This window comes from Armatimonadota bacterium (assembly GCA_016125185.1).
In the GTDB taxonomy this organism is placed as follows: domain Bacteria; phylum Armatimonadota; class Fimbriimonadia; order Fimbriimonadales; family Fimbriimonadaceae; genus Fimbriimonas.
Map to the genome: position 1 here is coordinate 511,020 of WGMG01000006.1, position 25,517 is coordinate 536,536.

Genomic DNA, 25,517 nt, shown 5'->3' on the forward strand with positions numbered 1-25,517 from the left:
GAAATAAATTACTGAGAATCTGACATCTATCCTACGAAGATTAGTCTATGTAATGAGTTAGTATATTATATAGGCATAGCAATACTTAAGGCAAATTGCCTTATTGTATCGCTTAAGATATCGCCCCAATGTGAGGTTACTTTTGATCCTTTGACGCCAAGGCGAGGTAGTTGTTCCGCCATTGCTGAATAACCGAAGATTCTTTCGTTTGGGGGAGAGGGCAGTTTGTTTGAATCGCTAGCTGATCTCCATTTGCGACTCTACCCAAAACTTCGTTTCCTGGCTTCGTTGCTCCTTGTGCCGTTAGAAGGCAGAGAGCAGAGAGCAGGGAGCAGTGCCGAGTGCGGAGTGCAAAGTGCAGAGTGCATTGAGCGCAGAAGGCAGAAGCCAGAAGGCTTCCTTCGCCGCACTCCCATTCCTGTATAATCCGATTTCGATGATGGTTTCTTGGTGGGGATGGGGCGAAAGTGCCTGACTATTATGTGATTGGTCCAGAAGGGGAGAAATTCGGCCCTGCGTCGGCAAAGGTTCTCAACGAGTGGGCGAACCAAAACCGCGTCAACTCGTTCACGATGGTCGAAGAGCAAGGCACCGGGCGGCAAATGCGGATCACCGGCGTTCCCGGCTTTATCGCACCACCGGCCCACGCACCGCCGCCGATGGGTTACGGACAGGCGTACAACCGGCCGTACATCCCGGTTGAGAACCACCTCGTCAAAGCGATTCTCTCGACGTTTTTCTGTTGCCTGCCGCTCGGAATCGTGGCGATCGTGTACGCCTCGCAGGTGGATGGACACGCGCGTCGCGGCGACCATCAGATGGCGCTCGACACTGCTCGCAAAGCGGACATCTGGGCGAATTGGTCGATCGGCCTCGTGGTGGTGTACATCTTTGGCTATCTGCTTTTGGTTGGCCTTGCCGCCTCGTCGGGGCATTCGACGTATCGGTGAGGGAGCTCCTAGCCGCAAGCTGTGCAGAGTGCACGGAAAGCAGAATGGGGTTCATCTTTCCTGAATCCGTCACCCCCCTCCGGTTCGCCTACGGTCTGCTCACCGACTCCCCTTCAGGGGCGTAGCGTGGCTAATAGGCTTGGGCAGAGAGCAGTGCAGAGTGCGGAGAGCACAGTGCGGAGAGCACAGAAGCCAGAAGGCCACAAAGCAAAAACCAAAAAGCCCCAAGCTACAAACAAAACCGCTTGAGGCTAGAGGCTAGAGGCTAGAAGCTAAACCCTACTGATTCAGCTTGTTATACAAGTACCGCATGATCGTCGCCATCACGTGCGGACGCGACGTATCCTTCCCGATCGAGTGGTTGTCGCGCGGGTAGAACATGATGTCCGGGTGCTTGCCCGCATCGATCATTCGCTGGACCAGGCGCGCCGTGTCCTGGAACAGCACGTTGTCGTCCAGAATGCCGTGCACCAGCAGGAGATTGCCCTTCAGGCCATCGGCATACGTGATCGGCGAGCACTTGTCGAACCACTCCTTGTCGTCCTTCACCAGGCCGAGGCGTCGGCGGGTGTACCACTCGTTGTAGCTCTTCCAGTCCGTCACGCTGGCCACCGCTACGCCGGCATAGAACTCGCCCGGCTTGGTCAGCATGGTCATGCAGGTGAGGAAGCCGCCATAGCTCCAACCCCAGATTCCCACTCGGTCGCCGCGAACGTACGGCAGGCTGGCCAGGAAGTTCTTGGCCGAGACCGCCTCGTCGGCGTCCACGATGCCCATGCTTCGGTAGTAGCTGGCGTTGAAGTCGCCGTCGTAGCCCCAGCTTGATCGGAAATCGACCGACAGCACGACCATATCCAGGTTCATCGCCGCGTAGTTTTCCATGAACCCGGCCCACGCCGCCTTGCCCGAATCGGCGTAGATGTTGCTGAGGAGCGCGGGATGCTTCTTGGTCATATCGAGGCCCGGCTTGGTGTACATCAGGCCGTGGATCTCGCGCCCGTCGGGCGACTTGAAGGTCACTTCTTTGATGTCGGCCCATTGAACCTTTTTGTAGTCGGCCGTCTGGCTCTCGGTCAGGCGCTTTTCGACCGGCTCGACCGCGTACAGCTCAGGGTTCAGCTTGCGCTCGCTGGCGAGGGTGGCCATCTTCTTGCCGTCGTCGCTGATCAGCGGCAGTTCGGCCCAGTTGAAGGCCTTTGGCGTCGAATAGCCGTCCTTCATCACCACGTGCACGGTCTCCTTGCCGTTGGGCTCCAGCACGCGAATCTCGGTGGTGAGCGGGCTTCGGGCTGCGGTCACCAGGATCAGGCGATCGCTGTCCTTAGGTCGCATAAAGCCGCCCACGTCGTGGAGCTTCATGTACACCGGCTGGATGTCCGAGCCATCGGCGTTCATCGAGAACACAGAGCGGTTGATGAAATGGTTGTCGTGGATGTCGGTGCCGAACAGGATTCGCTTGGAATCGCGGCTCCACGTCGCGTCGCGCCAGTCGTTGAGGGTGTAGCGAGGGGCGACCTCGTGGTACACGTCCTTCTTAACTGCCGTCGTGGGGTCCACCACCGCGATGGTGTACTCCTTAAAGTCGTCCTTGAACCAGCCGACCTCGACCTTCTTGCTGTCGGGCGACCAGGTGACGTTCTTGATCCAACTGTAATGCGGGATATCGGCCACGAACTTGATGAGGCCGCCGTCGGCCGAGACGATGCCGATTTGGTTGTCCTGCGAGAGATCGCCGTTCCAGTCGCGCTTGATCGGCACCACGGTGGCGCGATCCTTGCTGAAGTCCATCATCTGGTAGTTGCCAGTCTTCGAGCTGTCGCTCCACTGCACCACGATCCATTTGCCGTCGGGCGAGAACTGGTAGTCGTCGATGGACGTGTTGGCTTTGGAGATGAAGGTGAGCTGTTTGGTGACGCCGGTCTTGCGGTCGCGTAGGAAGACGTTTTGGCCGTTGCTGTAGCTCATCGACTTGCCGTCCTCGGTGTACTTGATCGCACCGATGCCAGATGCGCCATCGAAAATGGTTCGCAGGTTGGAGCCGTCCGGGCTAACCAGCCAGACGCGGCCCTTGTAGCTGAACATCAGCTCTTTGTCGTCGGGTGACCATTCGGCCCCGCCAATGCCGCCGTCGTACAACTCGGCTTCCTTCTTTTCCAGGTCGGTGCGGCTGTCGTCTTGTCGCGGCAGGTCCTTGATCGAGGCAGCTTCGACGATGCGTTTGGGCTTGCCGTTGGGAAAATCGGTGACGTAGAGGTCCAGCTTTCGGTCGCCGGTGAGGTTCCATCCGAAGGCGATCTTTCCGCCCTCGTGGGACATGGCCGGTGCTGAGGGTGATCGTCCTTGGACGAGGGGATAGGAGTTCAGCCGCTCGATGCTAAGGTCGGATTGCGGTAGGTCTTGGGCGAAGAGTGTGGCAGAGGCGAAGACGAGCGCTAAGGCTGTTTTCGCACGGGAAGAGAGCTTGATCATAGCAATGAAGTCTGGCGCAGAGCTTACCGCGTACTTTGGTTTGGGATCAGCTTCTAGCCTCCAGCTTCTAGCTTCTAGCGGGTGGCGCTCAGATTTCTGCCTTCTGCTCTCTGCTCTCTGCTCTCTGTGCTCAGTGCTCTGTGCTCAGCGCTCTGTGCCCTCGGCACCGCTTGCGGCTTGTAGCTAGTAGCTTGAAGCTAACAGCTCACGCCGCCTCATCCACCAAGACTCGCGGGACCGAACAGTCGGGTTGACGGATTGGCAATCGAATAAAAAATGTCGTGCCTTTCCCCACTTCGCTCTCGAAGGTCAGCGAGCCGTTATGCGTCTCTTCGACCACCTGGCGAGAGATCGCGAGCCCTTGGCCGGTGCCTTTGCCGATCTCTTTGGTGGTAAAGAATGGCGCGAAAATCTTGCTCTGAATGTCCTTCGGAATACCGCCTCCGGTGTCGGAAATCTCGACCACCACGTCGCTCTCGTCGCGACGCGTGCGAACCACGATACGGCCCATTTCGCCGGTGCAGGTCGTCACTTCTTCGACGGCATGCGCCGCGTTCACAATCAGGTTCAAAAACACTTGGTTGATCTCACCGCTGTGGCACTCCACGACCGGAATCGGGTTGAATTCGGTTTCGACGCTGGCGAAGTACTTGTATTCGTTTTTGGACAGCGAGAGCGCCATTTTGAGAGCGGCGACGAGATCGTAAGGTGCCATCGCCTTCTGGTCAGGATAGCTGAACGCCTTCATCGACGCGACGATCTCGCGGATACGGCCGAGGCCTTCGACGGCGCGTTCCAGCGCGCGGGGAAGTTGTTCGGCCAGGTACGGCAAGTCGTATTGGTCCTTGAGGTGGCGAATGGTCGCCATCGCCTCTTGGCACTTCGGCGAAAGATGCTCGGTTCCATGGTCCATCAGGGCGTTGAGTTCACCCATCAGGCAAAGCAGGTCCTGCACGCCTTCTTGCACGAAGCAAACGCTGTCGCCAACGAACTGAACCGGCGTATTGATTTCATGGGCCACGCCGGCGGTCAGGCGTCCGATGGCTTCCATCTTCTGCGCCTGCAAGAGCTCGGATTGGGCCAGATTGAGGGCCGAATAGACCTTCTCAAGCTCTCGCGTTCGCTCCGAAAGCTCACGCGACTTGCACTCGACCATGCGGTTGAGCGCGATGGTGATATCATCGTGGGTCGCCTCGGCTTCCTGTCGGTAGATCTTCTCAATCAGCCGATCGAGAAGGTCGGCCTTTGCCTGGATCTCCTTTTGGTACGAAGACTCAAATTCGCTCATTTTCTGCCCTGTAAGGTTCACTACGGGATCAAGTTGTCCCATAAATAGGTACTATTTATATCGGCTTATCTGTGATAAAAACTTAGCTTCTTGCAGTTTTCCTAGGCCGCCGTCTGATGGACGATGCCGGTCTGCTCGACGGGGAAACGGAGGAAGAACGTCGTACCCTTGCCCAGTTCGCTTTCGAACCAGATCTCGCCACCGTGCATCTGCGTGACCACCTTATGAGCAAGCGCCAAGCCTTGGCCGGTGCCCTTGCCGACCTCTTTGGTCGTAAAGAAGGGATCGAAGATTTGATTGCGGATTTCGAGTGGGATTCCTGAACCGGTATCGGAGATTTCGACCACGACACTGCTTCCGTCTCGCCGGGTGCGAAGGGTGATCTTGCCCTGCTCGCCGGTCTTCTTGTGGACGTCTTCGATGGCATGAGAGGCGTTGATGATCAGGTTCAAAAAGACCTGATTCATCTCGCCGAGATACCCTTGCACGAACGGAATCTCGCCGAATTCGGTCTCAACGTTGGCGACGTATTTGTACTCGTTCTTCGCCACGGTCAGCGTGGTCGCAAGGCCGCTGTTGATGTCGACCGCCGACATTGTTTTCTGGTCGGGATGGGCAAACGCTTTCATCGACTGCACGATCTCGGCGACGCGCGCAAGGCCATCGGCCGACCGCTTCACCGATTTAGGAATATTCTGCGTCAGGTACTCGTAGTCGTATTTTTCGCACAGGGTCTCGACCGTTGCCTCGACCATCTGAATCGACATCTGCCCGTTGGCGATGTCGTTCATGACGACGAGGAGCTCGGACATCAGCGAGAGGATGTCATCGATGCTTTCGGCCAGAAAGTGGATGCTATCGCCGACAAACTGAACCGGCGTGTTGATCTCGTGGGCGACGCCCGAGGCCAGACGACCGATGGACTCCAGCTTTTGGGCCTGGAGGAGTTCGGACTGCGCCATGCTAAGCGCTGCATGGGCGTTTTCCAATTCCATATTTCGTTCCTCTAGTTCGTGCGTCTTCTTGGTGACGATGTGCTTCAGCGTCGTGTTGGTGGCCAAAGTTTGGAACGCGCTGGTGCCTTCGGCTTGCTCCTTACGGAAGCGGTCGACGAGGACGGTCAGTGTTTTGTCTTTGGACGCAAGCTGTTGCTCAAGCTCAGTCACCCGAGCCTTCAGCGCTTCGATCTCGGTCGTGGGTGTCGATACTTGGTCCATGACTAGGCTCCGATGGCGATTCCTGTGAATGTCTGGTTGACGTGGACCGCGTCCCACTGTTCGCCATAGGTGTTAAAGCCGACGACGTTGTTCATCAAGTAGATTTCGCTCATTGGCCCATTGATGTTCTTTTCGTTGAACTCCAGTCGGCGCAGAATGCAACTGCTTCCGATCGTCAACTGGGGACGGCCGATCTGAGCCGCAACCTTGTCGAATGCCTTTCGGGCTGTTTCCATCGGGTCGAGAGCTCGACCTACGGAGAGGATGACGCCGTCTTCGATCGCGCAGAAGAGGGTCAGCGATCCATCTGCATTCGCCGATTGGATCGAGCGCACATAAACCTCACCACTCAATTCGAGGATGAGCGGATGGCTAGCGAAAAGCGTGGAATTGAAGTCCTCGACGGATACGCCCAGTTCGGCGGCATAGACCTCGGCCGCGGGCAATCCGTTGATCTCCTTCACGACTCGAATTGCAGGATCCGAAGCGGTCACAACCAGCGGATTCGGCGTTGGCTCAAAGTGTTGGAACTTCACGGTCTGAAAGGCGTGATGGGTGGCGATGGTGGTGAAGACCGCCATACCACTCTGAAACTTGCCATCAGAGAAGACGTAGGTCTTTTCAAACTTTAAGTCGTCTCCGGCCGAACCTCCAATAATCGGAACCTCGCCCAGCTCTTGGTACAACGCTGCGACCAGGTGTTCTTCGGACAGCGACAGGCCATCGACGAGCAGGACGGCAAAGCTCCGTTCTGCATCGCTACTTTTTGGCTTATCGGCGATCGCTTGTCCAATTCGGTGGGCTTCGCCCGAGCAATCTTGCAGATCAATCGCATAAAGATCGGCTCGGACATCCCCAGAGAAGCTCATTCCCGTAATGCTCGAGTTTGTAAACCCGCTTGGCCCAATTTCGCCAGCGGTTGTACAGCCGACCACCTTACCAGGGAACAACCGATTGACCTCGGCCTCGATTTCGGCAAGATTGTAGTTGGAAGAACAGAAGAACATGGTTAGTTCCACGTCTTCCTGATGAAGCGCTTCGTATAGCTCCCGAACTGCAGTCGCAGCATCATTGGACTGCGAACATCCGCTTCGAATTTGAAGCGGCGAAATATTAGAAGTTTTCATACCCCGTATCCATATCTTAGGTCTTACATTGATAAAACATTACGTATAAGAATTGAGTCATCCAAATTTAGGACGAAGCCTAAAGATTTGGCCCTAAGCTGCCGAACGAAGGCGTTCGTCTGTCGTCGATGTCTGAGCGATCGGGAGCGTAATGGTAAAGGTGGTGCCTTGACCCTGCCTGGTTCGAAAGCAGATCGTTCCCCCGTGCATCTTCTGAATGACCTTCTTGGCGAGCGAGAGCCCCTGCCCAGTTCCTTTGCCCACCGGCTTGGTGGTAAAGAAATCGTCGAAAATCCTTGCCTGAACCTCGGTTGGGATTCCGGTACCGGTATCTGAAATCTCGATCACGACGTTCTCATCCTGGGTTCGAGTTTCAACGGTAATGGTTCCGCGGATGTTGTCGCTGGACTGCGCTTCAGTAATGGCGTGGGCGGCGTTGACTACGATATTGAGAAAGGCCTGATTGAGTTCGCCGGCGAGGCAGCGAATCTTGGGGATTTCTCCGTATCGAGTCACAACATCGGCGACATATTTGTACTCGTTCTTGCTGATTGCGAGCGTGCTTCTGAGACCCTCGTTGACATCTGCCATGGTCATGGTCGTGCGGTCGGGATGTGAGAACGACTTCATAGATCGAACGATTTCGGTGACGCGGGCGATGCCCTCCCCGGCTCGCTTTAGCGAGGCCGGAAGCTGTTCGCGAAGGTACTCGTAGTCGAGCTCTTCGCGAGCCGTTCCCACCTGCTCCTGGCGGGCCCCGGCTTCCGCTTCCGATGCGGTTTCCGTCAGTCGTTCAACCAGGTCGAGAAGGTCGGTCAGACCTTGCTCCAGAAAGAACAGGCTGTCGCTAACGAACTGGATAGGCGTGTTGATTTCGTGAGCCAAACCTGCCGATAGCCTTCCCAGAGACTCCATTTTCTGGGCTTGATACAGTTCGCACTGGGCAACCTCGAGCATCTTTCCAATTGAATCCAACTCGGCCTGACGTTCCCGAAGTTCTTCGGTTTTCTTGGCCACCAGCTTTTGGATTGCGGAGTTGGTCGAGAGGACATTGGCCGCGGCCTTGGCCCGGATATGCTCGTGATGAGTTCCGGCGGCGTGACGCTGGAGTTCTTGCTCCAATTCGCAGATTCGGTGTTTTAGCCCTTCGTTCTCCGCCGCGAAGTCGTGCATAGTGGCTCCTAGATGAGGCTCAAGAGAAGTCGAACAGCTTCGCCCGATCCGATGATGTGACCGTTTGAATCGAAGAATTGAAGCTTGCCGGAGAGGAACATCTCGGCTCGCTCGTCGTGGTCGAGGGCCTGAAATTCTTGTGGGGTGAACTCCCGGTTTCCGTCCTCATGAACGATTTTTGCCAGCTCGGCACCGGAGTTGAGAATGTGTCGAACCTCGTGGCGCTGGTGGGTCTGGAGTCGCTCGGCTGCGATCTCCAAAGCTTGCTGGACCGCATTCTCCTCGGTTCGAGCTTTGGCCCGGCAAAGCGTCGCACTGGGATCGAGGTTGGAGACGATGCAGACGTAGTCTCGCCCTACGGAATAGGTGAGCACGTTCAGGTTCCAATCGGAAACCTTCACCATCTGCTCCTTGTAGATTTCGTTTTGCATGTCAGGCCGCCTCCCCTTCGACGACCGGAGCATTTGGCAGTCGGCTCCAATAAGACATTGAGCGATCGTAGTTCTTCGCCTCATAGCCCAGCAGTTCGTGGAGAACGAACCAACTCAGGCTGGCGCGCTCGCCGATCGCGCAATAGGTGATGATCGACTGTTCGCCAGAGACGCCGTATTGAGCGTAGAGAGCCTTCAATTCTTCGGGCGATTTGAACGACCCATCGGCTCCGCAATTAAGGTCCCAAGGCACGTTGAGCGCGGTAGGGATGTGCCCGCCGACCGCGCAGGTTTCCGGCATTCCCACGCCGGGGCCGAGAAGTTCGCCGCGATATTCGGCCTTGGAGCGCACATCGAGGATGCGGCTTGAATCGGGTGCCAACATGGCTTTCATCACGTCGGTCGAAGTGGCCTGGTAATCGTGATCGGCTTGCTGCACCTCATAAGACGTTGGCACAAAGCTTGGGGCGTCGGTCGTAAGCGGTCGTCGCTCGGCCAGCCATTTGTTGGCTCCGCCATCGAGGATCCGGACATCGTTATGTCCGTACGACTTCATGATCCAGTAAGCCCAGCAGGCAAACCACCCATTGTTGTCGCCGTAGAGAACGACCGGCGTGCCGTTACCGATGCCGGTTCGCTCCATCAGGACTCGGAAACCGGCTTCATCAATAACTTCTTCAGTGGCGGGGTCGCGAAGGTCCATCGCCCAGTCCCATTGGCGAGCGCCGGGCACGTGCCCGTGGTCGTAGGCCACCGGATCGACGTCGACTTCGACCACGACGACATCCGACCCCAGAAGGGCTTCAAGCTCAGACGTGGTTGCCAAGACGTCGGGGAAATGGGGATGTCGATATTGCTCCAAGAAAACCTCTGCAAGTCCCATTAACCCCTATTTTTTAGGAGACAAATTTAGGCTTACGGGCGAATCGTTCCACAGATCGTTGGGAATCTACCACGTATTTTTTATCAGGAATTTACGTATTACAGGAAACAGCCAATAGCGGTGGTGACGGGCATGGAGATCGGCTTGCCTGATAGGTACTCGTCCAGCGCGATGCGGAGGTCGTGGCGATAGCCAGGGCGAATCACGCCATGCTCGACGTTTTGATCGTCGATTCGACCTCGATAAATCATCATGCCCAGCTTGTTCACCACTGCAACTTCGGGTGTGACCGTCACGCCGGTTTCTTTGACCAGGCTCCGCTTGGGGTCCAGAATCGCGGTCATAGGAAGGCTATAGTCCTTGCCGTGCTGGGCAACCTCGGCGACATGAGACTTATCCAGTACGTACACGCGGTAGCATCGGACACCCTTGGTGGCATAGTCCTTCGCAATGCGGCCGATCTCGGGAGCGTAGCGGTTTGCGATCGGGCAATCGGTCGCAATAAAGAAGAGAACGCTAGCTTTCGAGCGGCTGTAGGGAACCGCAGCCGCTTTCGCCTGGAGGTCGATTCCTCCCGTTAATTTGAGCGGGTTTCTCGGCAGTTGTCCGACGATGAGGCCAAGCAAGAAACTGGAAAGCATGCTCCATTGTAACGTGTTGTAGAATCTATGGGAAGGGACGAAGGCGTCATGAAGGGGTTGTCGATACTGGGATTTGCCGCATTGCCGCTGGCTTTTGGCCTCGCTCCCAAGCGCGAAGAGGTCACCTACGCCAACCGCATCGAACCGATGTTTCGCGCCAAGTGCCTGCCGTGCCATGGGGCGGCTAAAGTCGGCCCGTTCGACTTTTCGAAGTATGAAGGCATCTCGGTTCGCCCGGAACTCATCCGCACCCAACTGCTCTCGCGGAACATGCCACCCGTTTGGTCACACTCGGACTACGGTCAGCTTGCCTCGGTTGAAGCCGTCACTGATCAGGACATCGTCGACTTCCAGGAGTGGGTACGAAAAGGAATGCCCAAGGGCTCGGCGCCGGTGGACGAAACCAGCCCGGCGACGACCGAAAAGCCGGTGGCGATTGTACAGGTTGAGCCGACCGAGAAGCTTCGCACCGAGGGGACGCCTTACTGGATGGTGCACACCGTCGATCTACCCAAGAACCTGAAGGATTTCGACGGCTTCCGAATCGTTCCCGATAGTCCACGATCTCTCCATTCCGCCACCCTCGCCATGGTGCCCTCCGACGCCAAGCTCCCCAAGGAGACCTTCGGAAGCATGGACATTCCCGGCCACCAACTGATCGGCGTTTGGGCGGCGGGTTACCGAGAATGGCGACTGCCCGAAGGGCAAACGATGAAAGCCCTGTCGGGTTCCAAGCTGGCGATCCAGGCTCATTACAGCCCGACGGGGCGAGGCGACTCGATCGGCTTTCGCATCGAATTCCTGCGTCGTGACCGTGCCGCCAATGGCCACCCCGCCTGGGTGGACATCGAGCGGTCTCCACTCCTGATCGACGCCAACAGCTCGCCCATCATCGAGCTGAAGCTGGACATCGAGAAGGATGCGAGGCTGATCTCGATTCTGCCGGAAGCCCGGTTCTTTGCTGGACGGGTCGAACTGTTCTACGACAAGCCTGGCCAGCCACGAAAGACGGTGTTCGAATCCACCCGCTGGGACCCGTACTGGCTGGGCAACTTCATGTTCCCGACCCCGATCAAGGTGGAGAAAGGTGCGAGCCTCACCGCGCAGTTCTACTACAACAACGACGAGAACTGCCGAATGAACGAAGGCCGCCCGATCGTTCCGATCAAAGGCGGCCCTGGCGTTTCCGACGAGGTGTGCCGCATGCACTACCTCTTCGAAAACTAACGGGTGATGCGGAAGTTGAACTGGTTGATCGTCGTGGCCTGAAGTCCAACTGTCGCCGTCGTGGTCCACTCCATCTGAGCTTTCACCTGTCGATCCGTCGGGTTGACGTAGCGACTAGGATCGCCCGGAACCGTGATCTCGTACGGATTCTCCACCGAGCTGACGAGCCGAGAATCGACCTCGACATAGGCATTGGCAACCCAGTCGAACATGCGAACATGCTGAGTGATGTTCGGCGTGGTGGATTTGAGTTTGCCGCTAGCGGTTGCCTGCACGGTGAGGCGAATCTTGTTCGGAGACGTATCGTAGGCGGTGCCTGTTACCGTCATGACGAACGGGTTGGCGGTTTGTCGCAGAGGGTTGATGCGGTTGATGGTCACCCACGAGCTATCGCTGGCGGCGAGGTCGGATACCGAACCGATCACCCGCGCATTGGTCGGGAAGGTCATCGCGCCCGGGACCACGTTGCGTGTGGTTGCCTCGGTCACGTCCAAGATGTAGAGACCGGTGTTAATGTCGCTGACGATGACGGTGCCGCTGGGGAAGAATGGATAGTTGCTCCAAGCGCCGCTGAAGTTGTCGTCGTCACTGCTGGGATAGGTGTCATAGTAGCCAACTTGAACCGGCGCTTCCGGGTTGCCCGCAAGGTCGAAGATGCGGAGCCCGCTGCGGTAGTTCGCTTGGAACGTGAAGCCGTCGGTGACGTACTGGTTGTGGTCGATTGAAGGAAGGCCCGACGTGAACGACGTGACGTATGACGCGTGAGCGATGTCCTCGACGTTGAAGATCAGTGAGCGAGTGTTGATCGTCCCGCCGCTATTCATTTCGTCCAGTTCGTCGTCCACATAAAGATACTTTCGGTCGGCACTGAGCCAAGCTTGGTGACAGTAGCCCATCGACGGGTAGGTGATGCGCTTGAGCATGACCGGCGCATTCTTGTCGGTCATGTCGTACACGTCGACGCCGCGGCCTTCGCTGCAGCCGAACCAGATTTCATGGCCCGCATATGGACCCGACGTGTAGGTCACGACGTTAGCGTCGTGTTGATAGTCGGTGGTGAGTGAGGCGACACCGACCTGAACCGGATTGGCGGGGTCGGCAAGACTGAAGCACGTGGTGGTGCCGGTGCCTTCTCGCGAGCCCACGGTGTAAAGGTAGCCGCTGGCAGGGTTCAGGACTAGGTTATGGCTTCGCCCTGGCGACATGATGGTCTTGACCAGCGTAACCACGCCGGAGTCGATCTGTCCCATGTCGATGACCTGGATGCCGGTGCCCGACGTCTCGGTGACGTCGTAAGCATAGTGGCCGTACACCTTGATGTCGCACCAGGTACTGCTGGAATGGGGGATAGTGGCGACGATCGTCGGCGAGGCGGGATTGGTGATCTCGACGAACGCGACTTTGTTGTTCAAACCCATCAGGGCGTACTCGCGGCCTGACGGCGAAACATAGCCCCAGCAATCGTTTCCGGCGCTGGAACCGAAGGTCGAAAGCGTGATCTGTTTGATCTTGGTGACGTTGAGGTTGCCGGCCTGGGAAAGGGAAAATGCGGAGAGCCCTACCGATAACGCAGCGGCGCCGGTGCGCAAAAGTGAACGTAACGACATAGCAGTGCCCGCATTTTAAGGGGTTTGGCAGGAAAGGTCAATACTGGGTTTAGGTACAACTTAGAGTGCTTATGCAGGAAATCATCGTTCTCCAGGATCAGGCTCTCGCCGAGGTGAAAAGTGCCGCCTCGACGGCTGAACTCAAGGACCTGAAGATCAAGTTTTTGGGCAACAACGGTTTGATTTCTGGCAAGCTCCGCGAGATCGGCTCTTACCAGGGCGATAAGAAGGCATTCGGCCAGGCGGTCAATGCCGCCAAGCAGACGGTTGACGAAGCTCTGACGGAGAGGGAAGAGGCGCTTCGGGTTGGCGAACTCGTGGCTCAGTTTGAGAATGAGCGGATCGACGTCACGATGCCTGCTCGGGTCACGCGCGTCGGCTACGAGCACATCCTTCAGCAGACCACGAACAAGATCAAGCGGGTCCTCGGCTCGCTAGGCTTCGAGTACCTCGAGAGCCCGGAATTGGAGCATGTCAAATACAATTTCGATGCCCTGAACTACCCGCCGGACCATCCGGCGATGGACGATCAGGACACGTTCTACATCGACGACGACTACCTGCTCCGCACCCAATGTACGGACCTACAGGGGCGCGTGTTCGAGGAAGTTCGCGACGGAAAGCGCACGTTGCCTCTGCGTGTGTTCACGGTCGGACGAACGTTCCGAAACGAAGCCGTGGACCGAACCCACAGCCACACTTTCCACCAGGTGGACTGCTTCATGGTCGACGAAAAGGTGTCGATGGCGAACCTGAAAGGCACGCTGGGCATCTTTGCGCGGCAGATGTTCGGCAAAGACGTCACCGTCCGCTTCCGACCCGACTTCTTCCCGTTTGTCGAGCCGGGAGTGGACTATGCGATCTCAACGCCAAAGCTGTTCAACGGCCGCTGGGTCGAGCTTGGCGGCGCGGGGCTGATCCATCCGAATATTTTGGAGAACTACGGCATCGATACCGAGCGGTACTCGGGTTTTGCGTTTGGCCTTGGGGTCGAGCGAATCCCGATGATGTCGTACGGCGTGGACGACCTGCGGCACTTCTTGGAGAACGATCTGCGGTTCCTGGAGCAGTTTAAGGCTGAACCGGTCGAGCTTTAGGTTCATGGCCATGGCTCTTCGTTTGACCGTAAAGGCCCTTAAGTTGGCGCGGTCCTTCAGACCGCCTATTTTTGGTCGATTCGAACCCAGCCCTGGCGGACTGGGCTAACTTGGAACGGACCTTCGGCCCTTTGGTTGGTGACAGAACGGCGCAAATTTCCGCCCTCTCAGTCCGAAAGCGTTCGGGAACAGGAAGTATCGTCAGTTCGAGCACCTTGATGGCAACATCGTGGATCCAAAATCCCACAAGCCTCAACGAGGCGGTCCAAGTGATGGACCAGGCTAACTTTCGGAACGAACCTTAGGCCCTTTGGTTGGTGACACCGCGACGCAGGTTTTCGCCCTCTCGGTCCGAAAAGCGTTCGGGAATAGGATAGTGTCGTCAGTCCGAGCATCTTGGTTGAAGCATCAGGAATCCCAAAGCCCACGAGCCCCAACGGGGCGACCCAAGTTAGCCCAGTCCGCCAGGGCTGGGTAAAGGTTATCGTTAGAAAAGCGGTCTGAAGGACCGCCTCAATCCCAAACATAGCGTTCGTCGAACGTAATTCCAAATTCGACCAACAAGCGTCGATATTCATCTTGAAACGAAAACACTTGGTGGTGAGTTTCTTGATTGGCGATGTATGCGACTGTCGATTGCTGGTCTCCTGGGGACACGCTGAATACACCGTAGCCGTGTTGCCATGCGAAATCTGCAATGCTGAACTCCTCCTTCATCCATCTTGAACTAGAGGTCTTTGTCGCGGACACAGCGCTGGCGATCGTGGCCGTTCTTGAAAGGCCGAAATGCATGTGAACATGGTCGGTATGACCGCCAACGATGATAGGCACATGTCCATCGTTGGCCAGAACCGTCGAAAGGTAAGCGTGGAGGCGTGGTTGCAGTTCTGGAGTGATCGAAGGCGTTCGAACTTTGGTGCTGTAAACCAGGTGAACAAGAACCTGCGATAGAGATTGCGGCATCCTCGAAGTTTAACCAGATTAGAACCATCCTTCCGACCTTGGTTCTTTGAGCACCCGGTACCCAGCCCTGGCGGACTGGGCTAATTTGGAACGGACCTTCGGCCCTTTGGATCGTAATGGGTACGGATTCACGCTAGAGATTCAAGGCTCCGCGAGAATCAGCTCCCCGCGTGATCCGAGAGCCACTTGGTGAAACCTTCCACATCGTCCAGGAACGGCGTGGAACCGACAACCGTGCTACCGTCCGGAGACACAACCACGTACGTCGGAAGGGTGACCGTCTGCACCAGTTTCTGCTGCAGGTTCGAGTTCTTGGTGTCGGATTCAGCGTACTTGGGGTTCTTGATTCGGTCGGTGTAAAGCGAGACCTTGTTGAACTTCTCGAACTCCTTCTGCACCTGCGGCGAAGGGAAGATGGTGTTCTCCATCACCCGACAGTTGGTGCAGAATTGGCCGGTAAAGTCGATGAAGATCGGCTTGCCGTTCTCTTTCGCCTTTGCCAGAGCTGCGTCGTAGTCCTCCACAAAGTCGCGATTCCAGGTTTTGCCGACCTGCGACGTTCCTGGGTACGGCGACGGAGGCAAGTAGCCTTCGAGCTGACCAAGGGTGCCGCCGTTGAACGCCTTACCGATCCATAGGGCCAGAAGAAGGGTGCCAACGCCAAACGCGAGGCGAAGCGGGCCGATCTTGCCATCGTGAACCTTCGGCAAGCGAATCCAGCCGAAAAGGTATGCGGCGGCAAAGACGAGGAGCAGGAACCACAGCGCAAGGTTCATTTCGCGAGTGATCAGGCCCCACTCAAAGCTGAGATCGAACGTACTGAGGAATTTCACCGCTGCGATCAGCTCGATAAAGCCCATGTACGCCTTCACCGTCACCATCCAGGCACCCGATTTGGGAAGCTTGGCCAGCGCCTGAGGGAACAGGGCCAGCAGGAAGAAGGGAAGGCAGAATGCGGTCGAGAACCCGAGCATGCCCACGATCGGATAGAAATACTTGCCGTTGGCCGCGCCGACCAGCACCGCACCAACGAACGGCAAGGTGCAGGTGAAAGAGGTGAGGCTGAAGGTGAGTCCCATCAGCACCGGAGCGAGGAGCTCCGATTTGCCGCTCGAATCGAACTTATTGACGAACTTCGATGGCAGGCCAAGCTCGAAAACGCCAAATAACGACAGCGCCAGTACGATGAAGATCGTCGCCAGCAACAGGTTCACCCATGGATTATTCGCGAGTTGGGTAAGGCCGGTCGCACCGAAAAGGATCGACACCACCATGCCGAGAACCGTAAAGGTTCCGATGATGCCCGCGCAGTAGAGCAGGGCTGGTTTGATGCCCGAGCCTTCCTTCTTCTGCTTGCTAAAGAAGCTGACGGTGATGGGAATCATCGGGAAAACGCACGGCGTGAGGAGGGCGGTGAAACCAGCCAGAATCGCCACCCAAAGGTAGACGAGCAAGCCCCCCTTTTCGGCGTCTTCAAGCTTTCCCTTTTCTCCAACTGGCCCATTCTTGATGGTAGTCCCTCCCGTTGAGGAAGGCGGAGGCGTCTTCTCCTCCGAAGCCGAAACCGGATCGGGCGACTTGGCGGGCATGGTGGTTGTCGCCACCACCGGAACGTCCTTCAGCGCCAGCGTCGAAGGCTGGGGCGGGATGCAGATTCCGTTGTTGCAGACCTGATATGTAACCGTAATCGAGGCGTTGGCGATACCCTTCGGGCCAATCGTGACCGGAACCCAGAACGTCGCTTTATCGCGGAAAAAGTTGATGTCCTTCTTGAAGCCCTTGTCCTTCTCGCGAATCAGCGGCTGTTCGACGATCGCTTCCGGCGCGCCGACCGTCAGATCGGCCCCTTCGAACAGAGTTGGAAAGGGACCGTTGCCATCGGGCTTGGTCTGGTCTAGTACCGAATACAGATGCCAGCCAGACTTGATTTCGGCTTCCAGCTTCACGTCGGCTTTCGCGCCAGGAGCGGTGCTTCCTTCGATCTGCGTGACCGTCCATTTGACCTCGCCGTTGGCCCATCCAAGGGCAGACAGCATCACCAGCAAGACAATCGTCAGGACTTTTCGCATTCTCGTATTACTAAGTATGAAGGGGTCAGGAGAGTTCCATTGAACTCTCCTGAATTTTGTTAGAGGGTGCCGCGGACGGCTTGCTCGCGCTCGATCGACTCGAAGAGAGCCTTGAAGTTGCCTTTGCCGAAGCTAGTCGCGCCCTTGCGGTTGATGATTTCGTAAAACAGCGTCGGCCGGTCGGTGATCGGCTTGGTGAAGATCTGGAGCAGGTAGCCCTCGTCGTCACGGTCCACCAAGATGCCAAGCTCGGCCAACACCTCGATGTCCTCGTCGATCTCACCCACCCGGTCGGGGAGCATGTCGTAGTACGTCTTCGGTACGCGCAGGAACTCGATTCCCCGAGCCCGTAACCGGCTGACTGTGTAGACGATGTCGTCCGTGCGGAGCGCGACGTGCTGGACGCCCGCGCCACCAAAGAACTCGATGTATTCGTCGATCTGGCTCTTCTTCTTGCCCTGGGCTGGTTCGTTGATCGGGAACTTCACCCGCCCGTTGCCAGAGGCCATGACCTTCGACATCAGCGACGTGTATTCGGTTGAAATGTCATTGTCGTCGAAGCTGATGAGGTTTTTGAACCCAAGCACGTCCTCGTACCACTTCACCCAAACGTTCATTTGGCCAAGCTCGACGTTGCCCACGCAGTGGTCGATCTCGATGATGCCGATGTCGTCGCCGGGTTCGTTTCGCTTCTTGAATCCGGGAAGGAAGTGGCCCCGGAAGTTGTCGCGGTTGATGAAGGTGTGGATCGTGTCGCCGTAAATATGGATCGACGCAAGGCGAACCTCGCCTTCATCGTTCTTAAGCGAAAACGGCTCGCGGGCTGGTTTCGCTCCGCGGCGAACCGCCTCGTGGAACGACCAATCGACGTCGTCGACTTCAAATGCAATGTCCTGAACGAAGTCACCGTGTATGGCCAGCGCTTCGGCGATGGCATGCCCGGGTCGGACAGGGGCGGTCAACAGGAGCCGAACGTCGTTCTGCTCCAACAGGTAGTCCACCTCGTGCTTTAAGCCGGTTTCCAGACCGTGGTAGCCGGTGATGCTGAAGCCAAAGACGTGTTGGTAGTAGTACGCCGATTGTCGAGCGTTGCCAACATAGTGCCGGATATGGTCAACCTTGCGAATGGGAAATGTATCTTGCATCGTCGCAGTGTCCTTTTCCCTTATTGTACTTGCCAGCCGGTACGGTTACTGGTCCAGACCGTGGACTTCTCGGAAAGTCCCAATCCAACTCGTCAATTCGGGCGCGTACGTTGCCGAGTCAGTGGGCATCTGCGAGGCGCCCTTGGCGATCGACTCGACCGTCGCCGGTTTGAGGTCCCACAGTCGGTGCGACGACAACTGATTGTTCTGAACGATGGCGATACCATCCTGGATTGAATACACCTGGGCGGGTTGTCCATCGATGTTGGCTTGGATCGGGCTCGCCTCGCTCGTCGTCAGCACGAAGTTGCTCAACCACTGCTTGAACTGCACCAGGTTTTCGTACTTCTTGATCATCACCATGCCTTGGGTCGAAGTGGCTCCCGGTGAAGCCTGAATCTCGGCGGCGACGCCCGCGTAATCGTAGGCATTGGTCTTGGCGGCGATGTCGGAAATCTGGTCGGGAGTGAGGGAAATCGAGTCCGACGGAGCGTTGTTGTTCGCGGGGTCGTTTGCTGCCTGGTTATTGGCTACGGGGGCGTTATTGCCGTCCTTAAATCCGAGCCTCTGACGGATGTCCTTGGCTACTTCGCCATCAGCCTTGCCCATCACGAATCCTCGGCCGTCGCGGCGGGCCTGCTCGTCGGCGGACTTTTGCGCGGCTCGTAGAAGAAAGATCGGCGAGGCGGCTGCGAAGATGAGGATGACGGCGGCGATAAGGAAAAGCGCTCCGCGACGACCAGTCGCACCATCGACTGCGTCGATGTTAGGCGCGACAAATAGCGAGTCGGCGACCTGCTGACGGATCGCATCGTCGATCGGCGGAATTTCGAAAATCGGAATCGCTTCGGGAATGTTTCGTGCTCGCCTTGGGCCGAGGTATTTCGCCGAAAAACGAACCTTGTCCTTCACCATATCGTGGAACTCGCGGGACATGGCGATTGAGTCTGGACGGGCAAGCGTTTCGATACGTGAAGCTTGGTTGACGCCGTCGCCCATCGTATTCTTGCCGTTGAGGATGATATCGCCAACATGAACCCCGATACGATGCTGAAGTACGCCGTCGATTGGTCGGCTGAGGCATTGACGGTGCAGGTCGCCCTGGATGGCAAGCGCGCACTGCATGCACGAAGTGGCGCTGTTGAAGACGATCATCATGCCGTCGCCCATAGTGTTCAGCACCTGGCCACCGTGGGCGGCTACCTGACGGTAGATGATGTCGAAATCACGGTTGAGCGCACGAAGCGTGCGCTGCTCGTCGATGGCGCTGTGCTTGCTAAAGCCGGCCACGTCGGTGAACATGATGGAGAGCGTACGACGCTCACCCCCTGTAGGGGCGATTCTCTGACTGCCTGGCTGGCCTGACATTCTGTGATCTTCCAATAAGATTTTCCTCCGACCTTGAGAAGTTTAGACGGCACAAGTTCCGTTTTTGTGCCCTGAAAGGGTATATTCGTTGTCTCACATCAGGCCGATGTAGCTCAGCGGCAGAGCAGCTGTTTCGTAAACAGCAGGTCACCGGTTCAAATCCGGTCATCGGCTCCAGAAGACTTCGAGGCCTTTCGGTGCTTCTTCTTAACATTACTTACCCAATTGACGATTCGTTCATTGTGTAAGAGAAATCATGCATTTGGTTTCCACCCCGCCTCTCACCTAACAATCTAAGCCGAAACTTCGTTCGCAAGATTTTCAATATATTCCTGAGCGGCTGTCCGATTCTCCGTTTCCCATTCGTTGTCCCTTCGAAATCGAGCCAAAAAGCTCGTTCGAAAGGAAAGCCATGACCACGACACGAATTTCATCGACGATCGGCGCGGCGGAAGTCAGCCGTGCCCAACTTTGGACCGGGCGCGTGCTCTGGTTCCTCACCGTCCCGTTCCTTATCATGGACGCGGGCATGCACATCGCCAAGCCTGCTCCAGTCCTCGAAGCTTGTCAAAAGCTTCAATTCCCGGTCGGAGCCATGACCTGGCTCGGGTTGGTCCAATTGGTCTGCTTGGCCCTCTACTTGATTCCGAGAACCGCGGTGCTGGGGGGCGTGCTCCTCACCGGCTACCTCGGCGGAGCCGTGGCAACCCACGTGCGGGTTGGCGATCCGCTCTGGTTCCCGATCCTCCTCGGCGCGCTCCTCTGGATCTCGCTTTACTGCCGCGATGCTCGCGTTCGTGCCCTGATTTCACCCAGCAAATAAAAGAAGAAAACCATGAAAACACTCAATCCCTATCTCAGCTTCGGCGGAAAGTGCCGAGAGGCTATGTCGTTCTACAAGACCTGCTTTGGCGGCGAATTGAATATCATGACCGTCGGCGAATCGCCGATGGGCGCTCAGAGTAGCGACGACGAAAAAAGCAAGATCATGCACTCGTGTCTGATGTTCGAGGGCGGCACCATCATGGCCACCGACATGAGTCCTTGCAACGCAGCACCGAACGCTCCCACGACCTCGATCGCCCTCGACTGCACGTCGAGCGACGAAGCCGAGCGACTGTTCAAGGCGTTCGAGGATGGCGGCGCGGTGGTCTGCCCCCTTGGCCCAGCGTTCTGGGGCGGCATCTTCGGTGCGGTTACCGACCGATACGGCGTCAACTGGATGATGACGTTCAACGACCAGGCTCCGGCGTAAGCTCCTTGGTTCTAGCCTCTGCCGGTTTGGCAGAGGCTACTGCACTCTTTTCAATGAGAGGAAGGCGTACTTGTCGTTCTTCGCGCCGAGCACGATCAGGTTGCCATCGTCGTCAACATTGAGACCCTTAACGAAGTCCCATCCGTCCTGATTCGGCGCGACATTCTTGAGGTCGACGGCCCTACCTCCCGAATAGATAAAGGCTGAGTCCGTCCCAAATGAGTTCGGGAAGGAGCCAGTTGCATATCCAAGCGTCGATGAGCCCATCACGATGCCAAACGGAAATCCAACGACAGGGCGCATGTCGACTGGGCTTGTCGTTCCGGGCAACCAAAATGAGGCAATGGGGTAGCTGGGGCCGAGCCCGTAAGCGCCACTGATGGTGCCATCGGATGAAACCGAAGAGACGGTCGAGTACGTCGCGTCAGGAGTGCCCGAAATCAATTGGGCGCTGGCGGTGCGATCCTTCACGTAAAACGCATTCCCAGGCTGGCCAACGACGACCCCGCCAGATTCGTCAAGGTGAAAGAGGTTTGCGTTGTAGGCATCGAAGGTATCGGCTGCGTAAATTTGAGGGTCAGCGTCTTCGTTGGCCCAATAGATGAGGTGGTACGCCGAGTAATTGATCGAAGCCACCCCGATGATCTCGCCCTTTTTGTTGGCGGCTCTGGCTGAAGAGTAGGTTGCGCCAGCCGGTTCTCTCAGCACTTTGATATGTCCGGTATCGAGGTGGTAGACGAGCCCAAACGGGTGGATGTATGAGTTGGCGGTAGGTTGTATAGTTCCCACGGCGATGTCGGCGTCGGAAAGGTTCAAAATTTGAATATAGGAATAGTCGATTCCGTCGTACGAACTATCAAATGCTTCGGCAACATGGTTTTTAGCGGTTGGATCCAACCAAACGTCGATACCGGTACCAACACGCGCGACATGGCCCTTCGAGTTAAAGGCCATAAACGGAACGTTATCGGGAAAGAAGGTGGTCGTGCCGTCTAGCATGACCGGTGCGGCATATTGGAGCGAGTCGACGCTAGGACCACCCGTTGGACCCAGGAACATCGTCGAACCTCCACACGCCAGAATTGTAGCTAGAAAAGCCGAAGAAGCAACGCGCCGCATGACCTTCATCCCAATAAACTATATCCCTTATGGATTCGGGCCGTCCGGCAATCGTGAAATTCAGACTAATCTTTAACGCTCTCCGTGGTCGGCTTTGAACTCAGCTCGGACAAATTAGCCCTGGGTTTGTTCACAAATAGCTGCAGAAAAATTCTCCTTTACATGGAGTGTGTATAATCCCGATCCTGTTATGCAATTTGGAGTTCAAGATGCGGTAACGCTCCTAGTGGAAACAAAACTAAAGGACGAATCTGGTCGGACACTTTGGATCGCCAACCACGCCATTCACTATTCCTTCATTGCGCCGCTCTACGCTCGTGAAGAAGGGCTTTGCTTGAGCGCTGATCCAAGAGAGAGCTACTCTCCAATGCCCTCGGGAAATGAACTGATGGTGTATCAAGCCGCTGGATTGATACCGAAGCATCTGCCAGAACCCAGACTCCAAACTTCCGACTGGATCTTTGGATTTTTGCTTTGGTGGGTATTCATTGGAGTCACTGCTTACGAATTGATCAAGCGGAAAATTAAGAAAAAGTTTGGTCGCGAGAAAAGTGTAGCAACCCCCGCCGTAGAGCCCGTAGGAGAGCCGAAGACCGAGCCTCAGTCACAGGAAGCCGTTCCAAAGGACGAGGAATACGACGACGATTACGACGAGGAAGAGGAATAACTGCTCAGACCGATCGCCAGCGGCACCAGTCAAACTCGGCGTAGCCGGACTTGGTCGGGCTCATCGCATAAACTCCGACCAGAGCGTCACCCGGTGATCGGAAGGGAAGTTGGATCGAACCGACCACTTCCATGCCTTCAATAATCTCAAAGCGCATTTGGCCTGCTTCGGCTCGCACTCGAAGGCGGGCGGAACCAAACTCAGAACGTTCCATGTCGAGCACAATCCGAGTACTTCGAAAGTCGGTAGTCCGCACTCGGTAACCAGCGGGCGTCACAAAAAGCTCGCATCGAAGCGTGGCGCTTTGGATACTGATTCCGGCTTCATCGTCGCCGGTCAAGAACGCCTCGATGCTGGCTTCGAACTCAACGTTCGCCAACTCACACACTTGACCGATCCACGTGCATCGGCTGTCGTCGGGACCGTATGGGCAACCGGTAAGGATCAGATACCCGAGGCGCTCTTCGAGGGTGAGCAACCCCGGGTCTGACTCGTCGAACACCACCCACTCCGACGATAAGAGACCGTCAAAATCCTCGAACTGCCCCAAATCCTCGACCAAGCGAAGCAATGCCGGCGACGGCTTGTGCGGTGTCGCGGCTTGCTTGCGGTTGAGGGTCTTGGCGCTTTTCATGGCGTTACTTTCCGGTCAAGGCTTTGAAAACGGCTTCGAAAGCGGGTTTCGGCTTGTAGCCCTTGTCGAACAACAAAGCCGCCCCGCGCTTGCCCTGGGTTGAATCGGGAATCCAACTATGCCCATCGGTCATCCCCCAAAGCTGGATGCCTTCGCAGTTCTTGTAGCTGAGGCCCATCTTCACAAACGCTTCGTAGGAGGCCGCCTGTTGCTTCAGGTCGTCGGGGTTGGCCGGAATCTGACCGTAGCTGGGATCGTTTCGGGCCGCCTTTTCGATGGGAACCGAAAGGTCGAGTTCGGTCATCATGAACTTCAGATTGCGGTTTCGAATCTCGTCGAGCACACCATAGAACTTATCGCCTGGTTGTGGAACCTCCACCGCCCAACGGTGGAATTGAAGGCCGATGCCGTCGATCGGCACATTTTTCGACTTCAAAAAGTCGACCATCTTCAGCATGTTCTCGGTCTTCGCTCCGCCGGTTTCCACACTGTAGTCGTTGTAGTACAGGTGGCACTTTGGATCAGCTTCGTGGGCAAATTGAAAGGCGTAGACCAGGAAATCGGTGCCCAATTTGCGATACCAGAACGAGTCACGCAGGTTGAACGGGCGCGTGTTCGGCGCGTCGTCAATGGCTTCGTTGACCACGTCCCACATGGCGATTTTGCCCTTGTAGCGCCCCACCACGGTTGTGATGTAGTCGTGCAGAATCTTCTTCGCCTGTTCGGGCGTGATGTCCTTCTCCATTTGCATCAGCCAGCGGGGAATGGTGTAGCCACGGTCGCTGGCGTACACCAGCACATGGCCTCGAACCTTTAGCTTGTTGGCCTTCGCCCAGTCGATCAGGTAGTCGGGCTTGGAGAAGTCAATCTCGTCCAGACCCTTCCACATTGCCGGAGGCTTCAGGTCGTTCTCGGGCTCGATCATCGTAAAGTGGTCGAGAATCGACTGGCGGTACTGGCCGTCATCGATATTGTTCTTGACCCAGTCGCTCTGGACCGCGACTCCAAAATTGAGTCTATTCTTCTCGGCGAGGGGACGTAAATGATCCTCACCGGGGCCGGCATTGGCCATTAGCATTGCCACCACAACATAGCAGGCTCGCGTCATCGCTTGCCGTTACTATACATGATTTAACGAAAAATCAGAACAGATACCTTAAAGATTGAACGATTTCCACCGGGCGATAAGCCTTCGTGCCTGAGGAGGCTCGATCAAGCCATTCTGGCTGATGTGGTGGTCAAGTTCCTGGATCAGCCAATCTGTCTCTGCCTGAATGAACGGCTTCAAACCTTTCGACTCGCCATACCCGGTCAGGTACTCGCGAGTGAATCGTCGCGTCATGCGGGCAAAGTCCTTTTCTGATCGATCGAGCAGGGGCGTGCAAAGCAGGAGCGAGACGGTGCGTGCGACGTCGCGTCGCGGATCGCCCCAACTGGAGTTCGTCCAGTCAATGACGGCCGCGATGCCGTGAAAGTCGACCAAGATGTTGAGGGGATGATAGTCGAGGTGCAAGAGACTGGTACCGTCTTGGCGCATGGTGTCTTCGTGCAACCGGCGATGGAGCCGACCAGCGGCTCGGCCCAGATGCGACATCGCCTCTGGCGAATCGCACGCATCCGAGAGCGTTTTTCCGTCGATCCATTCGAGCACCATGCACGGGTGGCTTCGGAACATGCCGGAACGCAGAACGCCAGGAACCGGAATCCCAGCCGCCGAAGCCAAATTCATCGCCTGGATTTCGAAGCGGAATTGCTCGGCCTGTTCAGGACGAAAAACCCGGAGGGCGGCGTAGCCCTCGTCGATCATCACCTTCCAGATTTGGGTGTCCATTCCCCCGGTCTCCTTCTGCATGACGATGAAATCGCCGCAGTCGAGATACCGCAGAATGTCGGCAGGGTTGAACTGGATAGTTGCGTTAGGGGTAGCCATCAAGCGCCTTCGACCCAAAACGCCCGATAAACGACGCCGTCGTCGCCAATCTTGTCTTCGGTCCTAAACTGGGGAGCCATGGTTGCCAAGTGGGAGACCCAATCGTTGCGTTCGCTTTGCGTCAGATTCTGAAACATGGCTTCTTCGTCTTGATTCCAAGGGCGGCCCTTGGCAGCTACGAAGAGGTCGGCAAAGCTGAAACAGCATTCGGGTCCTCGCATGCTCCCAGTTTACATGCGCAGGGACGCTACCCTTCA

24 protein-coding genes and 1 tRNA gene are annotated in these 25,517 nt (G+C 56.6%); 7 read left to right on the forward strand and 18 right to left on the reverse strand.

Annotated elements, in window-relative coordinates; translation table 11 throughout:
- Window positions 1-659 precede the first annotated feature (659 nt).
- Complete coding sequence (locus GC165_10235; GenBank protein ID MBI1333245.1) at window positions 660-950, forward strand: CD225/dispanin family protein; 291 nt, start codon at window positions 660-662, stop codon at window positions 948-950.
- A gap of 279 nt (window positions 951-1,229) precedes the next feature.
- Here GC165_10235 and GC165_10240 read toward each other — a convergent pair whose 3' ends face one another.
- The 8 genes from GC165_10240 to GC165_10275 all read right to left on the reverse strand — a co-directional run bounded on the left by GC165_10240 (window position 1,230) and on the right by GC165_10275 (window position 10,356).
- Window positions 1,230-3,419 (reverse strand): prolyl oligopeptidase family serine peptidase, encoded by a 2,190-nt coding sequence (locus GC165_10240; GenBank protein ID MBI1333246.1) that lies wholly within the window; start codon window positions 3,417-3,419, stop codon window positions 1,230-1,232.
- A gap of 205 nt (window positions 3,420-3,624) precedes the next feature.
- Entirely contained in the window at window positions 3,625-4,749 is a 1,125-nt protein-coding gene (locus GC165_10245) for an ATP-binding protein (GenBank protein MBI1333247.1), read from the reverse strand.
- 59 nt (window positions 4,750-4,808) lie between these two features.
- A complete protein-coding gene (locus GC165_10250; protein ID MBI1333248.1) occupies window positions 4,809-5,924 on the reverse strand; it encodes an ATP-binding protein in 1,116 nt (371 codons plus the stop codon).
- A gap of 2 nt (window positions 5,925-5,926) precedes the next feature.
- Window positions 5,927-7,051: a hypothetical protein gene (locus tag GC165_10255; GenBank protein MBI1333249.1), complete on the reverse strand. Its 1,125-nt coding sequence runs from the start codon at window positions 7,049-7,051 to the stop codon at window positions 5,927-5,929.
- Between the two features lie 93 nt (window positions 7,052-7,144).
- Window positions 7,145-8,224: a histidine kinase gene (locus GC165_10260; GenBank protein ID MBI1333250.1), complete on the reverse strand. Its 1,080-nt coding sequence runs from the start codon at window positions 8,222-8,224 to the stop codon at window positions 7,145-7,147.
- Between the two features lie 8 nt (window positions 8,225-8,232).
- Entirely contained in the window at window positions 8,233-8,655 is a 423-nt protein-coding gene (locus GC165_10265) for a hypothetical protein (GenBank protein ID MBI1333251.1), read from the reverse strand.
- A 1-nt stretch (window position 8,656) separates the two neighbouring features.
- Window positions 8,657-9,538 carry a sulfurtransferase gene (locus GC165_10270; GenBank protein ID MBI1333252.1) on the reverse strand — a complete coding sequence of 294 codons (882 nt, stop codon included), beginning with the start codon at window positions 9,536-9,538 and terminating at the stop codon, window positions 8,657-8,659.
- A 98-nt stretch (window positions 9,539-9,636) separates the two neighbouring features.
- Entirely contained in the window at window positions 9,637-10,356 is a 720-nt protein-coding gene (locus tag GC165_10275) for a redoxin domain-containing protein (protein MBI1333253.1), read from the reverse strand.
- Between GC165_10275 and GC165_10280 the strand changes: the two genes are divergently transcribed.
- Window positions 10,327-11,406, forward strand: coding sequence for a hypothetical protein (locus GC165_10280; GenBank protein ID MBI1333254.1), 1,080 nt, complete (start codon window positions 10,327-10,329; stop codon window positions 11,404-11,406). The two genes, GC165_10275 and GC165_10280, sit on opposite strands and share 30 nt — an antisense overlap.
- Here GC165_10280 and GC165_10285 read toward each other — a convergent pair.
- Window positions 11,403-13,013, reverse strand: coding sequence for a choice-of-anchor B family protein (locus tag GC165_10285; protein MBI1333255.1), 1,611 nt, complete (start codon window positions 13,011-13,013; stop codon window positions 11,403-11,405). The genes GC165_10280 and GC165_10285 overlap by 4 nt on opposite strands.
- Window positions 13,014-13,084: 71 nt before the next feature.
- Between GC165_10285 and pheS the strand changes: the two genes are divergently transcribed.
- On the forward strand, window positions 13,085-14,110 hold the full coding sequence (gene pheS / locus GC165_10290) for a phenylalanine--tRNA ligase subunit alpha (protein ID MBI1333256.1): 1,026 nt from the start codon (window positions 13,085-13,087) through the stop codon (window positions 14,108-14,110).
- Between the two features lie 513 nt (window positions 14,111-14,623).
- Here the strand turns inward: pheS and GC165_10295 are convergent.
- The 4 genes from GC165_10295 to GC165_10310 form a co-directional block, all read right to left on the reverse strand.
- Complete coding sequence (locus tag GC165_10295; protein MBI1333257.1) at window positions 14,624-15,073, reverse strand: transposase; 450 nt, start codon at window positions 15,071-15,073, stop codon at window positions 14,624-14,626.
- 158 nt (window positions 15,074-15,231) lie between these two features.
- Complete coding sequence (locus GC165_10300) at window positions 15,232-17,142, reverse strand: thioredoxin fold domain-containing protein (GenBank protein MBI1333258.1); 1,911 nt, start codon at window positions 17,140-17,142, stop codon at window positions 15,232-15,234.
- 59 nt (window positions 17,143-17,201) lie between these two features.
- The gene (hppD, locus tag GC165_10305) at window positions 17,202-18,287 is read right to left on the reverse strand and encodes a 4-hydroxyphenylpyruvate dioxygenase (GenBank protein MBI1333259.1); all 1,086 of its coding nucleotides are present in this window, start codon (window positions 18,285-18,287) and stop codon (window positions 17,202-17,204) included.
- A gap of 45 nt (window positions 18,288-18,332) precedes the next feature.
- On the reverse strand, window positions 18,333-19,655 hold the full coding sequence (locus tag GC165_10310) for a hypothetical protein (GenBank protein ID MBI1333260.1): 1,323 nt from the start codon (window positions 19,653-19,655) through the stop codon (window positions 18,333-18,335).
- A gap of 102 nt (window positions 19,656-19,757) precedes the next feature.
- Between GC165_10310 and GC165_10315 the strand changes: the two genes are divergently transcribed.
- The 3 genes from GC165_10315 (at window position 19,758) to GC165_10325 (ending at window position 20,910) form a co-directional block, all read left to right on the forward strand.
- Window positions 19,758-19,832 (forward strand) — tRNA-Thr (locus tag GC165_10315).
- Between the two features lie 250 nt (window positions 19,833-20,082).
- The gene (locus GC165_10320) at window positions 20,083-20,478 is read left to right on the forward strand and encodes a DoxX family protein (GenBank protein ID MBI1333261.1); all 396 of its coding nucleotides are present in this window, start codon (window positions 20,083-20,085) and stop codon (window positions 20,476-20,478) included.
- 12 nt (window positions 20,479-20,490) lie between these two features.
- Window positions 20,491-20,910, forward strand: a complete 420-nt coding sequence (locus GC165_10325; protein MBI1333262.1) for a VOC family protein — start codon at window positions 20,491-20,493, stop codon at window positions 20,908-20,910.
- A gap of 36 nt (window positions 20,911-20,946) precedes the next feature.
- On the opposite strand, the gene GC165_10330 is transcribed toward GC165_10325, so the two are convergent.
- A complete protein-coding gene (locus GC165_10330; protein ID MBI1333263.1) occupies window positions 20,947-21,969 on the reverse strand; it encodes a hypothetical protein in 1,023 nt (340 codons plus the stop codon).
- A 250-nt stretch (window positions 21,970-22,219) separates the two neighbouring features.
- Between GC165_10330 and GC165_10335 the strand changes: the two genes are divergently transcribed.
- Complete coding sequence (locus GC165_10335; GenBank protein ID MBI1333264.1) at window positions 22,220-22,696, forward strand: hypothetical protein; 477 nt, start codon at window positions 22,220-22,222, stop codon at window positions 22,694-22,696.
- 4 nt (window positions 22,697-22,700) lie between these two features.
- Here GC165_10335 and GC165_10340 read toward each other — a convergent pair whose 3' ends face one another.
- The 4 genes from GC165_10340 to GC165_10355 form a co-directional block, all read right to left on the reverse strand.
- The gene (locus GC165_10340) at window positions 22,701-23,330 is read right to left on the reverse strand and encodes a hypothetical protein (protein ID MBI1333265.1); all 630 of its coding nucleotides are present in this window, start codon (window positions 23,328-23,330) and stop codon (window positions 22,701-22,703) included.
- Window positions 23,331-23,334: 4 nt separating this feature from the next.
- Window positions 23,335-24,438, reverse strand: coding sequence for a hypothetical protein (locus GC165_10345; protein MBI1333266.1), 1,104 nt, complete (start codon window positions 24,436-24,438; stop codon window positions 23,335-23,337).
- Window positions 24,439-24,486: 48 nt separating this feature from the next.
- The gene (locus tag GC165_10350; GenBank protein ID MBI1333267.1) at window positions 24,487-24,984 is read right to left on the reverse strand and encodes a phosphotransferase; all 498 of its coding nucleotides are present in this window, start codon (window positions 24,982-24,984) and stop codon (window positions 24,487-24,489) included.
- Between the two features lie 275 nt (window positions 24,985-25,259).
- Window positions 25,260-25,481 carry a hypothetical protein gene (locus tag GC165_10355; GenBank protein MBI1333268.1) on the reverse strand — a complete coding sequence of 74 codons (222 nt, stop codon included), beginning with the start codon at window positions 25,479-25,481 and terminating at the stop codon, window positions 25,260-25,262.
- Window positions 25,482-25,517: the final 36 nt, after the last annotated feature.